Here is a 14,035-nt window from a genome sequence, read left to right as displayed (position 1 = left end):
CAATCGGATATTTCTTGCTGGCTGCAAAGGAAATGTCTAAGGTCGATAGCGGTCTCAACGGGGTGCCCTTTATGGGCTGAGAATTTTCAGTGATGAAATAGACCCGTGGAACCTGAACCGGTTAATACCGGCGGAGGGAATTGAAGACTGGATGCTGTTTATGATTTAGAAGCTCTCGCCTTAACAGGCATAAATACGCAAGAGTTTTTGAATCCAGAACACATGGCTATTTCCAGATTTTTCAGGTCCTTGCCCGCCCCACTCATATATGGAGCGTCGCATGATCCTGCGTACAACGATAGCTGCCGTAGCAGCAACACTCGCCCTTGGCTTGAGCGCACAAGCTCAGGAACAAGACAAAAAAACGCTGACTGTTTACACCTATGATTCCTTTGCTGCCGACTGGGGAGCAGGCCCAAAGGTGGAAAAGGCTTTTGAAGCCAATTGCAATTGTGATCTGAAGTTTGTCGCCCTTGATTCTTCCGTTGGCATTCTCAGCCGTCTGAAGCTAGAGGGGAAAGACAGCACAGCAGACGTCGTATTGGGTCTTGATACCAATTTGACCGCTGAGGCAGCTGCCACAGACCTTTTTGCAAAAAGCAATGTCGATTTGTCCAACGTCGATCTGCCCATCGATTGGAAAGACGAGCAGTTCATTCCTTTTGACTATGGCTATTTTGCCTTTGTTTATGACAGTGAAAAACTGGCTAATCCACCTTCGAGCCTCGACAACCTCATTAATGATAATCCAGATCTGAAAATCATTATTCAGGACCCCCGCAGTTCAACACCCGGGTTAGGGCTGATGATGTGGATTCAAAATGTATACGGCGATAAATCGGCCGATGCATGGAAGAAACTTTCCCCAAAAATTGTCACGGTAACCAAAGGGTGGAGTGAAGCTTACGGTCTTTTCCTCGACGGGGAAGCTGATATGGTCTTGAGCTATACAACATCCCCGGCCTATCACATTATCGCTGAAGAAAAGAAACAGTATAAAGCCGCTATTTTCTCAGAAGGTCATTACATGCAGGTCGAAGTTGCTGCACAGCTAAAGACAGCAAAAGAGCCCGAACTGGCACAGAAATTTCTAAACTTTATCGCCACATCCGGCTTCCAGAACGAAATTCCTACAGGTAACTGGATGTATCCGGTTATTGACTTGGGCAAAGACCTTCCCGCGACATTTGCCGAGTTACCACGCCCGGATAAGTCACTTCTTTTTACCCCTGAAGAAGCAAAAAACAATCGGCAGGCATGGATCGATAGCTGGTTAAATTCCATCAATCAGTAAGTCGAATAATCATTGATAATGTTAAAGTCCCGATATCAAGGCGCTTAATAATGCAAAGGCCATTACAATCTGTACAAAAATGGCTCGCGTTTTTATGGCCGGGCTTTTTAAGCCTCAGCTTTATTGCCTTGATATTGGGCTTCGCCTTTAACGGTCTTTTCTCTGAAATCCAGAACATTGATATCGCCCGTATATTCCAGAACAACTATCTGTTTCGGGTGATCGGCTTTACCTTCTTTCAAGCTGGGCTAAGCACACTTCTGGCAACGCTTCTCGCTATTCCTGTTGCCCGTGCCCTTGCGAGACGTCCAACCTTGCTCGGGCGAAAGATTTTCCTGCAACTCGCCTCACTCTCCCTCATCATTCCAACGATTGTGGGGGTCTTTGGTGTCGTCGCCATTCATGGCCGTAACGGATGGTTTAACCAGTTCCTTTCCCTGTTCGATCTCAGTGCCGGAAACTATCTCTACGGTCTCACAGGCATTCTGATCGCCCACATCTTCTTTAACGCCCCGCTTCTCTCGCGGATATTTCTACAAAGCCTCGAAGCATTACCCCCGGAATACTGGCGAACAACCGCGCAACTTGGCATGACAGGAAAAGATATTTTCCGGCTTGTTGAATGGCCTCTGCTTCGGCGTATTATTCCCGCCTCATGCGGGCTTGTCTTTCTGCTTTGTTTTACCTCTTTCGCAGTTGTCCTTGCCCTTGGCGGGGGGCCTTCGACAAATACCCTGGAAGTCGCGATCTATCAGGCAATTCGCTTTGATTTTGATATTCCCAAAGCTGTTATTCTGTCACTTGCCCAGTTAAGCCTCTGTTTTATGCTCCTTATCATTGGCAGCAAATTTGCCCGTCACGTTATGATTCAAAAAACAGAAGAACGTGCTGTTCAACGGTTTGATGCCACGCATACCATTGCGAAAATAACCGATGGACTGGCACTTCTGGCCATGGTGTTATTGGTTATCCCCCCTTTGATTGCGACGATCTGGAAAGCTTTCTCCCCTCGGTTGGCAGCCGTCTTGACAGACGAAAAATTATGGGCGGCTTCCCTGAACAGCCTGCTCATTTCATTAACCGCCGGATGCATTGCATTGATGCTTGCCATTGGCATTGCATTAATGCTGCGAAGCCTTCAATCACCATATCGATTGGGGCGACACAGCTTTGCATCGTCTTTCGCGACAATGACAGATTTATCGGGAAGTATTATTCTGCTTCTTCCCCCCTTTGTCCTCGCAACAGGGCTATTTATTACCTTCAAAACAGCGGCCAGCCTGTCAGTATTGGCGCCTTTTCTGGTGGTCATTGTAAATGCCCTGATGACATTGCCTTTTATCCTGAGAATCCTTGTTCCCGCCTTTGAAACATCTGCACAAAAAAGCGATCACCTATGTGATAATCTGGGTATCAAAGGACTAAATCGCATCCGTATAGTTGACTGGCCACAAAACAGGAAAGCACTCGGACTGGCCCTGGGGCTATCAGTCGCCCTATCAACAGGCGACTTAAGTGTCATTGCCCTCTTCGGCACACAGGATTTCACAACCCTGCCGCTTCTAATGTTCCAGAAAATGGGTAGCTATCGCCTGGATGACGCCGCAATCACAGCGCTATTTCTCTGTCTTCAGAGTTTGACCCTGTTTATTCTAATAGAGCGCACGATAGCCGGAAAAGGTTTCTCTTTATCAACTGCCAAAGCTCATAAGAAGGGTTCAACCAGTGCCTGACGATCAAAAAACATCAGTCTCGAAAGCACGGAACCCGGGCGCAAGTCACCAAGAATCATTACAAGGGTTAAGCATTGAGAAACTGTCCTATCAGCACCACGGCAGTGAAGAGGTTCTGGGTTTTGATTTAAGTGTCGCCCCCAATGAACTCGTAGCCATCCTCGGTCCTTCAGGGGTTGGAAAATCAACGCTTCTCAGTTTGATTGCAGGATTTGAAAATCCGGTTTCGGGCAGTATTAAGTTTAATGGGAAAGAACTTAACAGGCTGTCCCCGTCCGAGCGTCCGATTACGAGCCTTTTTCAGGAACACAATCTTTTTGCCCACCTAAGCGCAGAAGAAAACATCGGTCTGGGCATTCATCCCGGTTTGCGTCTGACAAGCCAAGACAAGGAACAAATAACACAAGCCCTTGATGACGTCGGCCTGAAGGGATTGGGAAAACGCCACCCAGCCGAACTATCAGGCGGTCAACGGCAACGTGTCGCGCTTGCCAGATGTCTGGTTCGGCGGCGACCAATCTTATTACTGGATGAACCCTTCAGTGCCCTTGATCAGGATTTGCGCAAAGAAATGTTGAGACTTGTAAAAAATTTGCATCATAACCACGGGCTTCTGACTTTAATGGTAACGCATCTAAAAGAAGATGCCGATGCTATCGCAGATCGGGTTGTACATCTTACCTGATCAGAAATAAAACAACTGCCCACACACAAAGACTGTTCACAAAACTTTGAAGCAAGCCTGTATTCCACCTTAGTCTTTGAACTGGTGCAAAATATTCAACTGATCTACACTTGCATCTGAGCCCATCTTTGAAATAGCCGTAAAACCGGAATTCTCATGCTTAAAATTCAGACACTACTCGCCACAGTTACACTTCTAACTGTTGGACTTTTTACATCTGCGCATGCCGCCGATGAATCGCGCCTGAACAAAATTCTTAGCTCTGGAGAGCTGAGAGTTGGCACCACCGGGGACTGGAACCCCATGACCATCAAAAACACGGCAACAGGTAACTACGAAGGTTTTGACATCGACGTGGTCACTGAACTCGCCAAAGACATGGGTGTAAAACTGACCTTTGTGCCGACTGACTGGAAAACATTGATCAACGGCGTCGTCGCCAATAAATACGATATGACAACATCCGCATCACTTAATCCCAAACGTATGGCCGTTGCTGGTTATACACAAAGTTATTACAACGTCGGGACCGTTCCGCTAACACTGAAAAAGCACCTTGATAAGTTTAATTCCTGGGAAGACATCAACAAGGCTGATGTATCCGTCGCAACGACACTTGGAACAGTTCAAGAACAACAGGCCAAAGAATATTTCCCTCTGGCCCAGCTAAAATCAGTCGAAGCGCCGGCACGAGACTTTCAAGAAGTTCTCTCTGGCCGTGCGATGGTGCATATCACCTCTAACGTAGAGGCCGCCACCCTTGTCCAGAAGTATGAGCAAATGGCAATTGTTCCTGTTAAAGAAGCCCGCTCGCCTACGCCTCTTGCCATGTTGATTGCCCAAGACGATCAGGTTTGGATCAACTATCTCAACCACTGGATCGAACTTAAAAAGACCCAGGGCTTTTTCAACAAGCTTGCCGTGAAATGGAAGCTGGCTGAATAAAGTTATTTTCATATACCGCAGGAATAACGGGCTGAGCGCGGCCCCTTATTCTTGCAATTAGTCCCCAAAAGTAAATTCGCTATGATTTTCTATGCTGTTCCAGTCAGTAATTTCTGCGCAAAAGTTGAAATTGTGCTGGCTTTCAAGAATCTCTCCGCCGAGGTACGCCTGCCACCATCAGGATATGGCTCGACAGAATACAAATCCATTGTTCCTGCCGGAACCGTTCCTGCACTTGTGCACGATGACCTTGTTCTAAGCGAATCAGATAGTATCTGTGAATATCTGGAAGAAAAATATCCGCAGGAAAAACTCCTTCCCGGAACAACAGAAAACCGTGCCAAGGTTCGTATGCTCGCGCGCCTGCATGACCTTAAGGTCGAACCAATGATCAGGTCCCTGTTCAAACACATGGCACCTACACAAAGGGACATAGAGTTCATTGAAGCAACAAAAGCCTCTCTTTCCCAGCAATTGGAATTACTGACCCAGCTTGGTAACTTTAAACCTTTCATTGCAGGAAAAAACATAACCTTGGCTGATTGTGGCTACGCGCCCAGTCTGTTACTGGCAGAGAAAATGTTTCGTGAAAGCAATGTGAGTTTCAGTTTGCCAAACAAATTTATTACCTGGCAGGACAATCTATATAAGCACAGCAAAATTGGCCCTGTTTTGAAAAAATACGGCCACGCTGTGGATGAGTGGATAGCCCTTAAAAGAACGCAATAAATCCACGTCCATTGAACAAGTGTGAATATAGAATTAAATCCAACAAAGAAAAAGGCAGAGTTGATTTTCAACTCTGCCTTCTATTCCAGGTGCGTCTGATTTGGAGATCGAACGATTTAACCCAGACTTTGACTCTACTATGAACTCGGAGTCTCCTGCAAATAAGCAAGATTACTAATGCACGCTCCCAAACAAATTCAGGAACAAACTTCGAGCTAAAAAATTAGTTAACTGAATCTTAAATCAAGAAAACGAATCGAGCAATAACATTCAACTCAATTCAGTCATGCAAAAAACACAAGCCTTTAAAATTCAAACTTTTTTAGGCGCAAGTCCCCTATAAAAAAGGAGCTAAGAAGCTCCTTTTTGTACCTAAAACATAGCCTCTACAACACGGTCAGGCGGTGTATGTCCATCAACAAAGGTTTTGATATTGATAATGACTTTTTCACCCATATCGTGGCGGCCTTCGATCGTTGCTGATCCCATATGTGGCAATAAAACGACGTTTTCACTGGCCTGTAATTTAGGATTAACGGCTGGTTCCTGTTCAAAAACATCCAACCCGGCACCCGCAATATCTCTGGATTTGATCAAACGAGCCAAAGCATTTTCATCAATGACCTCTCCGCGACTGGTGTTCACAATGATCGCACGGTCATTCAACAATTTAAGACGCCGACTGGATAACAGGTGGAACGTCGCAGGTGTATGAGGGCAATTGACAGAAATAACATCCATGCGTGAAAGCATTTGATCCAGGCTTTCCCAGTATGTTGCTTCCAATTCGTTTTCAATATCTGGATGTACTTTACGTCTGTTGTGATAATGGATCGAAAGACCAAAACCCTTTGCGCGGCGGGCAACAGCCTGGCCAATACGCCCCATGCCGATAATACCAAGACGCTTACCCCACATGCGATGCCCAAGCATTCCGGTCGGGCTCCACCCGGTCCATTCACCAGATTTGATTAGCTTGACGCCTTCGGTAATACGGCGGGAAACAGCCAGAATAAGAGCCATTGTCATATCCGCTGTATCTTCGGTCAAAACACCCGGCGTATTTGTGACGGTAATACCCCGCTGACGACAGGTCTTGAGATCGATGTGATCAACACCGGTCCCAAAAGAAGCAATCAACCGCAAGTTCGGTCCGGCTTGGGCAAGAACCCCAGCATCAACCCGGTCGGTTACTGTCGGGACTAGGACATCAGCCTCTTTAACTGCTGCAATCAATTCCTTTTGAGAAAATGGTTTATCATCAAGATTAAGACGACAATCAAACAATTCCATCATCCGGGTTTCGATCGCATCTGGAAGTCGTCGCGTAACAATTACAAGAGGTTTTTTCTGTGTCATGTGCCTCTGGGATCCCCGTCGCTGGTCCTTTACGTCAAGCCGTTATTATTTAACTTAACGGTCTTGTTTCTTTCCCCTAGTCTATGCTGCGAACAAGGTCTTTGCCAAGAGAGAGAAACAGTTGTTTCGATAAATTCTAGCCAGCACAGAATTAGGAAGGTAATCTCTCAGACAATTCGCGAGTTATTTGGATATTATTGAAAATTCGGCATGAAAAAAAGTTTGCTGCGTCTACCTTTTTTGGGGGACAAAAAAATGACGCTCTGGCTTGTACTGTCTTTTTTAAAGACAAGGGTCCATAGCACCTTAAGCCTTGTTGTCATCGCAAGTTGCTTCCTGTTAATTACCCCGCATGTCAAAGCACAAACTGTCGGCACCACCACGGGTGATCAGGTCCAAAGAAAGATAGGGCCAAGCGGATTGCCCCTGCCACGATTTGTGAGCTTTCGATCAGGCAAAGTAAATATGCGCGCTGGTCCAGGGTCCCGATATCCGATTCAGTGGATTTATCAACGCCGTCGATTACCTGTCGAAATCATTGATGAGTTTGATACCTGGCGACAAATCCGTGATTGGCAAGGAACAACAGGTTGGGTACATCAATCCATGCTCAAAGGTCAAAGGAGCATGATGATTACGGGCACCGTCCGAACCATCTACGATGACCCCGAAACAACCAGTCGCCCGGTAGTTCAGGCCGAAGCAGGTGTTATTGGAGAATTAGAGTCCTGTAATATAGAGGATTGGTGTCAGGTGGAAATCAACGATATTTCAGGCTGGCTTCAACGGAGTTCCCTTTACGGGTCATACAAGGGCGAAGTTTTCGATTAAGCCGTGCTGATACCTTTTCAACATTTGTTTAGGGTCAAAAGGATTGTTCGGCCAACACCACGTCCTGATCAACAGGCAAGTACGGCTACCCGACATCAGGTTTAACGTTCAACCCTAGTTGGTCAATACATTGCAACAGCAATATCAGGGTAAGTAATTCAGGCGTCACTTATCCAAGACCCAGAAACCTTGTGTTACCCGAGGTTCTATCCACGTCTTAAACAAAATTGGCCACGCCTTAAACGGATTTGGATTTTTCCTCAAGGTCAACCACATGGACAACAACCTCCACCCGTGAAATCGCTTTCCCTTCGGGTAGCTTGGGTAGGTTTTTGAACTGAACAGTCTCTTTGTCGATGTCGATCAGTTCACCCGTCTCTTCATAAAAAATATGGTGATGGTCGCTGATATTGGTATCAAAATAAGATCGCCCGGCTTCGACCAAAACTTCGCGAAGAAGACCCGCGTCGTGAAACTGGTGAAGCGTGTTATATACCGTTGCCAGAGAAACAGACACCTTGGCGTCCATAGCCTCTACGTGCAGTTGTTCCGCAGATATGTGGCGATCCCCACGAGAGTACAATAACTTGGCCAAGGCCAGTCGTTGTCGCGTAGGACGTAGGCCAGCACCCTTAAGGGTGTCGATCAATTCTGTATAGGGGCGTATCTTTTCCATGATTATCAATATAAGGCAGTTTCAGCGCTATTAAAGGAAAAAATCCACAAAACGCGCTGCTTTCAGTCATCCGCACCTAATTCGCAGGCTTCGACCGCAGTATTATTTTCAAAATCAGAATAAGACCCCAAGACCCGATTTTTTTTTACTTCATTGACAAAAAAAGGCCAGAATTCAGACAATAATTGTCAAATGTTTCAAATTGTTTCAGTTTTTGATTGATCTTTTCCTATAGAAACAGCACATGTCAGGGAAATAGATCGCTTCTCGTGCCAAGGAATATAAAATTCCTTAATAAACGAGCTGTTACAACTTGAAGAACATTGCCATGGCACCCTGTGCCTGTGCTATAGTCACGCCGGATTCGGCCGATTAGAGCTGATGTTCGGATAACAACATAAAAGACGGTGGATAAACCTTTGAGCGAACGCCAGAACAGCTACTCCTATGAAGAGATTCTATCTTGTGGACGTGGTGAACTCTTTGGTCCTGGAAATGCCCAGTTACCTTTACCCCCCATGCTGATGTTTGATCGCATTACAACCATTAACGACAATGGTGGCGAACACGGCAAAGGCCAGATAATTGCAGAATTCGACATTAAGCCAGATCTTTGGTTTTTTGGATGTCATTTCGAAGGCGACCCGGTTATGCCCGGCTGTCTTGGCCTTGATGCCGTATGGCAAATGACCGGTTTCTTCCTTGGATGGACTGGCGCACTTGGCAGAGGACGTGCTCTGGGGGTTGGTGAAGTGAAGCTCAAGAGCATGATCACCCCATCCGTCAAAAAAGTGACCTACAAAGTTGATATGAAGCGAGTCATAAATCGCAGACTGGTTATGGGTGTCTCAGACGGCATCATCATGGCAGATGATGAAGTTGCGTTTGAGATCAAAGATATGAAAGTTGGTTTGTTTCAATCTGACTCTTAAACCAGGACATTAATTATCGCCGCCGTTATCAATTTAGGTTGGCTTATAAAGAAGGGATACGACAGATGCGTCGCGTAGTCGTCACCGGACTTGGAATTGTTTCCAGCATTGGCAACAACAAAGAAGAAGTGATTGATTCTTTGAAAGAAGGTCGATCAGGCATTGAATATTGCCAAACCTATGCCGATTTAGGCTTTCGTTGTCATATTCACGGTTCCATCAACATTGATCTTGATTCTTTGGTCGACCGAAAGCTTCGCCGTTTTATGGGCGATGGTTCTGCCTATAACTATGTTGCCATGAAAGAAGCCATTGAAGATGCCGGACTTGGCGATGATCTGGTATCCAACATCAGAACAGGGCTTGTAATGGGCTCTGGTGGCTCTTCCACATCCAATCAGGTCGCAGCCGCAGACATCACACGCGAGAAAAACCCGAAACGTGTTGGTCCCTATATGGTGCCAAGATGCATGGGATCAACAAACTCGGCCAATATGGGTACTGCTTTTAAAATCAAAGGCCACAGCTATTCCATTACATCTGCATGCTCCACATCAGCACACTGTGTTGGAAATGGTGCAGAGCTTATTCAAATGGGCAAACAAGATATCGTCTTTGCCGGTGGCGGCGAAGAGCTTCACTGGACCTTGACTGTTCTCTTTGACGCTATGGGTGCCCTTTCCAGCAAGTACAACGACAATCCAACCAAAGCATCACGTGCGTATGACACAGACCGAGATGGCTTTGTTATTTCCGGTGGTGCAGGTGTCGTTGTTCTGGAAGAATACGAACACGCCAAAGCACGTGGTGCAAAAATTTATGGTGAACTCGTTGGTTACGGCGCAACATGTGATGGCGCAGATATGGTTGCACCATCTGGCGAAGGTGCTATCCGCTGTATGCAGCTTGCCCTTGCCGAAGCAGGAAATACAAAGGTCAACTATATTAATGCGCATGGTACTTCGACACCTGTAGGTGACGGGACCGAGCTAAATGCAATCAAGGAAACCTTTAAGGGACAGGATATTCCTTGGATTTCGTCAACAAAGTCCCTGACCGGGCACTCGCAAGGGGCAACCGGTGTTCAAGAAATTATTTACTCACTGCTTATGATGGACAACAATTTCCTGTGTGCATCTGCAAATATCGAAAACCTCGATCCCGAAGCTCAAGGTATGCCAATTCTCCTTGAAAGAAGAGACAACGAGGAAATCGACTGCGTAATGTCCAACAGCTTTGGCTTTGGTGGTACCAACGCATCGGTAGTCTTCAAACGCCTAAGCGAGTAAACCCGATAAGAAAAATCGGAATCTCGCACAAAACAAGCTTCGAACAGCAGTATTAGACGAAAGGTAGAAACGTGACGATGACAACGGCATTGATGGATGGAAAGCGCGGCTTAATCATGGGCGTCGCGAACAACCATTCCATCGCCTGGGGGATTGCTCAAGCGTTACATAACCAAGGGGCAGAACTCGCTTTCACCTATCAGGGTGACGCCTTTAAAAAGCGCGTTGAACCTCTGGCTGAATCATTGGGATCAAATCTGGTTCTTCCTTGTGATGTTGAAGATGGTGATGCATTGGAAAATGTTTTCGCAACCCTCAAGGAACAATGGGGTAGCCTGGACTTTGTCGTTCATGCAATTGCCTATTCCGACAAAGAAGAGCTCAAAGGACGCTATGTAGATACAACGCGGGATAATTTCCGCAAAACAATGTCTATATCCTGCTATTCCTTTACCGCCGTGGCACAAAAGGCTGCACCTTTCCTGAGCGAGAACAGCAGTCTAATCACCCTGACCTATCTAGGTTCAGAACGGGTAACACCGAACTACAACGTTATGGGTGTTGCAAAAGCTGCTTTGGAAGCTTCTGTGCGTTATCTGGCAACAGATCTGGGCCCAACAGGAACGCGTGTAAACGCAATATCTGCTGGCCCAATGCGCACACTTGCAGGCTCGGCCATTGCGGATGCCAAATACACCTATGGCTTTACAAGGGATAACTCACCACTAGAACGCAACGTGCTGTTGGAAGAAGTCGGAAACGCGGGTCTTTATCTGGCGTCTGATCTTTCGGCAGGTGTTACTGGCGAAGTGCATTTTGTTGATGCCGGTTTTAACGTTATTGCAATACCAAGCCCGAAAAAAGACTAAAGACTTTTTGATAAGGCATGAGATCAAGGCTGCCGTTTGGCAGCCTTTTTTACGACAAACAATCAAGTTTAGACACATCCGGCATGTTCACACTTGTTAGCCTTTTTGCGGGTGCTTTTTTAGCCGCAACAATACTCCCCTTTTCTTCAGAGGTTATGTTGGCAACAGCCTTGCATTCCGGCGAGCATCAAAAGTGGCTTTTGGTACTTATTGCCACAATGGGGAACACTCTTGGGGCAGTTTTGAACTGGTGGCTTGGCCTCTATCTCTTACACTGGTCAGACCATAAGTGGTTTCCCTTTTCATCCCGCCAGTTAAACCAGGCCTCAAATTGGTTTCAAAAATACGGTATCTTCTCCTTACTATTCACCTGGGTGCCTGTAATAGGTGATCCCCTTACCTTTGCAGCTGGTGTGCTACGAGTACGTTTCATTATTTTCTTGCCACTGGTCTTCTTTGGCAAGGGACTACGGTATATCTTAATAGGGTGGATTTTTTAAAAACAGAGGAAAACCAACAATGGTATCCAGCAAGTTCTACATTCTCCTGATCACCATGGTTGTCTTGCTCGCTGGATGCAGCTCTCAACAAAAAACGGTGTCCTCGCAACCGACGCCATCTTTGGAAACAACAAAATCACCAGCAAAAACTCAACAGAAAAATGCCGGATTTTTGGCTGGTAAAAACGTCGCCTTGCTCGAGGCCCGTGAATACCCCTGGAGCACGCTTGGGCGATTGAACGTTGCCGGACGCCACTTTTGCAACGGCACGATGGTTGGCGCACGGAAACTTCTGGCCCCAGCATCCTGCCTTTACGATCTTGTCGAAGGACGCTGGTTTCAACCCAAAGAGATGGTCTTTGTCGCGGGATATCAACGGGATGATGCGACCATCTCCTCTGCTGTAGAAAGCTACCAGATCGCGCAAGGCTTTACCCCGGAAAAGAAAAGTCTGAAATCGCTGTTACACAACTGGGCTTTGATCCAGCTTACCAATCCGCTTGGTGACTATACCGGTTGGGTCGGTGTTACAAACCAGATACATCAAGATGATTTGATTATCGAAGCTGGCTATCGCCGTGGCTGGGAACACATACAGGCTCTGTTCCCCTTTTGTAATCAATATGCCAACAGAACCACCTTGTGCCCCGCCCGGCACGAAGGGCCTCTCAATCGTTTTTCACTCACAGAGCAGGGACTTGTGTTGGCACCAAGCAATGTGATTGCAGATCAAACCTATCAAAGCTGGAACCTTAGTTCACAGCCCGTTGCGCCACAAAAAACTCACTATGTTTCTCCACAAGCCCAAAACAGTGTCCAGCGTCTGTTGGTCGATCTTAAATACCTTGAAAAAAACGCATCTGATAAAAAAGAAGCTCTCTTGCAGGCACAACAGGATCTTGGCATTCCACAAACAGGCCAGGCTGACAGCATAACGCTGTATCACCTGCTCAAACGACTAAACGCGCTTTATAACGGAAAACCTGTTTCCTGAAATTCGGATTGGAACAGGTCATAGGGGGTTATACGAGAACAGGTGACCTTTGACTCCCTTACCTCTGCCATGTACATAGCACCCAAACATACGGGCACCAGAGTGTTGCCCGAAGTTTATAGTTATAAGGCTCACAGTTGCTTATGCCAGGGCAAGAGAGATTGAAAAGCATTAAGTACAGAAAAACCCCCAAGTATAGAAAGATATGGGGATGAAACTGATCCTTGCCCCGATGGAAGGTCTGGTTGATGCACAGATGCGCCGGATACTCACGGCTATCGGGGGTATTGATCAGGGTGTGACCGAGTTTATCCGGGTCAACGATCTCGTTCTGCCGCCAAAATCTTTCTACAAGATTGCTCCGGAACTTAAAACCGCAGGCCAGACCGCTGCCGGAACCCCGATCTCAATTCAGCTACTTGGCTCGAACCCCGATGTTATGGGCGAAAACGCCAAGCTTGCAGTTAAGCTTGGCGCACCAGCAATTGACCTCAACTTTGGCTGCCCGTCCAAGCGCGTCAACTCGCACAAAGGCGGTTCTGTCCTGCTCAAAGAACCCAACATTGTCCACGACGTGGTTAAGGCAGTACGCACCGCCGTTCCACAAGAAATTCCCGTCACCGCGAAGATGCGCTTGGGCTATGAAGATAAATCACAGGCTCTGGAGAACGCCCATGCCATCGAAGAAGGCGGTGCTTCGGAAGTCTGTGTACATGCCCGGACAAAGGTCGAAGGGTATCGTCCCCCGGCCCATTGGGAATGGATTGCCCGTATCCGCGAAGCCGTTGATATCAATGTGGTCGCAAACGGCGATGTCTGCACAGTGGATGACTATAAACGCTGTCGAGACGTCAGTGGCTGTACCGATGTCATGATCGGGCGTGGCCTTATCGCCAAGCCAGACCTCGCCCGCCTGATCCAGCATGAAAATCAAAACGACGGCACCAGCACCAGTCAAAAGGCTTCCGTCCTGTCCTGGCAAGAGTTCCTACCCATGTTACATGGTTTCTACAGGGAAATGTGGCTGGAAGTTCCCGACAAGCACGGCCCCGGACGCCTTAAGCAATGGCTTAATTTTCTGAAGCTCCAATACCCGGAAGCACAGGATCTCTTTTCCCGGGTGCGGGGAATCAAAGACCCCGAAATCATCGATCATATGCTCTTACCTGATTCTTTTCGGGAAGCCGGTTAAACTCTCG

At 47.0% G+C, this 14,035-nt stretch carries 14 protein-coding genes and 1 riboswitch; of the genes, 12 read left to right on the top strand and 2 right to left on the bottom strand.

Going from position 1 to position 14,035, the window contains the following annotated elements:
• The first annotated feature begins 48 nt into the window (after nt 1–48).
• Nucleotides 49–157, top strand: a riboswitch (TPP riboswitch).
• A gap of 123 nt (nt 158–280) precedes the next feature.
• From thiB to WH95_RS20540, 5 genes are all read left to right on the top strand, one after another.
• A complete protein-coding gene (thiB, locus tag WH95_RS09255; protein ID WP_082114086.1) occupies nt 281–1,294 on the top strand; it encodes a thiamine ABC transporter substrate binding subunit in 1,014 nt (337 codons plus the stop codon).
• Nucleotides 1,295–1,344: 50 nt separating this feature from the next.
• Nucleotides 1,345–3,027 (top strand): thiamine/thiamine pyrophosphate ABC transporter permease, encoded by a 1,683-nt coding sequence (gene thiP / locus WH95_RS09250; protein WP_046505913.1) that lies wholly within the window; start codon nt 1,345–1,347, stop codon nt 3,025–3,027.
• Complete coding sequence (gene thiQ / locus WH95_RS09245; RefSeq protein WP_052741898.1) at nt 3,020–3,712, top strand: thiamine ABC transporter ATP-binding protein; 693 nt, start codon at nt 3,020–3,022, stop codon at nt 3,710–3,712. The genes thiP and thiQ overlap by 8 nt, the downstream gene beginning before the upstream one ends.
• A gap of 156 nt (nt 3,713–3,868) precedes the next feature.
• Entirely contained in the window at nt 3,869–4,657 is a 789-nt protein-coding gene (locus tag WH95_RS09240) for a transporter substrate-binding domain-containing protein (RefSeq protein WP_046505911.1), read from the top strand.
• A gap of 81 nt (nt 4,658–4,738) precedes the next feature.
• Nucleotides 4,739–5,386: a glutathione S-transferase family protein gene (locus tag WH95_RS20540; protein ID WP_052741897.1), complete on the top strand. Its 648-nt coding sequence runs from the start codon at nt 4,739–4,741 to the stop codon at nt 5,384–5,386.
• Between the two features lie 372 nt (nt 5,387–5,758).
• Here WH95_RS20540 and WH95_RS09230 read toward each other — a convergent pair whose 3' ends face one another.
• Nucleotides 5,759–6,745 carry a 2-hydroxyacid dehydrogenase gene (locus tag WH95_RS09230; RefSeq protein WP_046505909.1) on the bottom strand — a complete coding sequence of 329 codons (987 nt, stop codon included), beginning with the start codon at nt 6,743–6,745 and terminating at the stop codon, nt 5,759–5,761.
• 255 nt (nt 6,746–7,000) lie between these two features.
• Here WH95_RS09230 and WH95_RS09225 point away from each other — a divergent pair, with 255 nt between their 5' ends.
• Nucleotides 7,001–7,576, top strand: a complete 576-nt coding sequence (locus tag WH95_RS09225) for an SH3 domain-containing protein (protein WP_046506210.1) — start codon at nt 7,001–7,003, stop codon at nt 7,574–7,576.
• Between the two features lie 238 nt (nt 7,577–7,814).
• Here the strand turns inward: WH95_RS09225 and irrA are convergent, their stop codons facing one another.
• Nucleotides 7,815–8,252, bottom strand: coding sequence for an iron response transcriptional regulator IrrA (gene irrA / locus WH95_RS09220; RefSeq protein WP_046505907.1), 438 nt, complete (start codon nt 8,250–8,252; stop codon nt 7,815–7,817).
• 419 nt (nt 8,253–8,671) lie between these two features.
• On the opposite strand from irrA, the gene fabA reads away from it, so the two are divergent.
• The 6 genes from fabA (at nt 8,672) to WH95_RS09190 (ending at nt 14,028) form a co-directional block, all read left to right on the top strand.
• The gene (gene fabA, locus WH95_RS09215; protein WP_046506208.1) at nt 8,672–9,184 is read left to right on the top strand and encodes a 3-hydroxyacyl-[acyl-carrier-protein] dehydratase FabA; all 513 of its coding nucleotides are present in this window, start codon (nt 8,672–8,674) and stop codon (nt 9,182–9,184) included.
• Nucleotides 9,185–9,249: 65 nt separating this feature from the next.
• Complete coding sequence (fabB, locus tag WH95_RS09210; RefSeq protein WP_046505905.1) at nt 9,250–10,473, top strand: beta-ketoacyl-ACP synthase I; 1,224 nt, start codon at nt 9,250–9,252, stop codon at nt 10,471–10,473.
• 92 nt (nt 10,474–10,565) lie between these two features.
• Nucleotides 10,566–11,342 carry an SDR family oxidoreductase gene (locus tag WH95_RS09205; RefSeq protein WP_204247759.1) on the top strand — a complete coding sequence of 259 codons (777 nt, stop codon included), beginning with the start codon at nt 10,566–10,568 and terminating at the stop codon, nt 11,340–11,342.
• A 17-nt stretch (nt 11,343–11,359) separates the two neighbouring features.
• Nucleotides 11,360–11,842 carry a YqaA family protein gene (locus tag WH95_RS09200; RefSeq protein WP_204247752.1) on the top strand — a complete coding sequence of 161 codons (483 nt, stop codon included), beginning with the start codon at nt 11,360–11,362 and terminating at the stop codon, nt 11,840–11,842.
• A gap of 19 nt (nt 11,843–11,861) precedes the next feature.
• Complete coding sequence (locus tag WH95_RS09195; RefSeq protein WP_046505900.1) at nt 11,862–12,836, top strand: peptidoglycan-binding domain-containing protein; 975 nt, start codon at nt 11,862–11,864, stop codon at nt 12,834–12,836.
• Between the two features lie 211 nt (nt 12,837–13,047).
• Nucleotides 13,048–14,028: a tRNA dihydrouridine synthase gene (locus WH95_RS09190; protein WP_046506204.1), complete on the top strand. Its 981-nt coding sequence runs from the start codon at nt 13,048–13,050 to the stop codon at nt 14,026–14,028.
• Nucleotides 14,029–14,035 lie beyond the last annotated feature (7 nt).

Source organism: Kiloniella litopenaei (genome assembly GCF_000982415.1).
In the GTDB taxonomy this organism is placed as follows: Bacteria; Pseudomonadota; Alphaproteobacteria; order Kiloniellales; family Kiloniellaceae; genus Kiloniella; species Kiloniella litopenaei.
The sequence above is the reverse complement of the archived record's forward strand: the minus strand, read 5'-3'. Positions and strand labels throughout refer to the sequence as shown.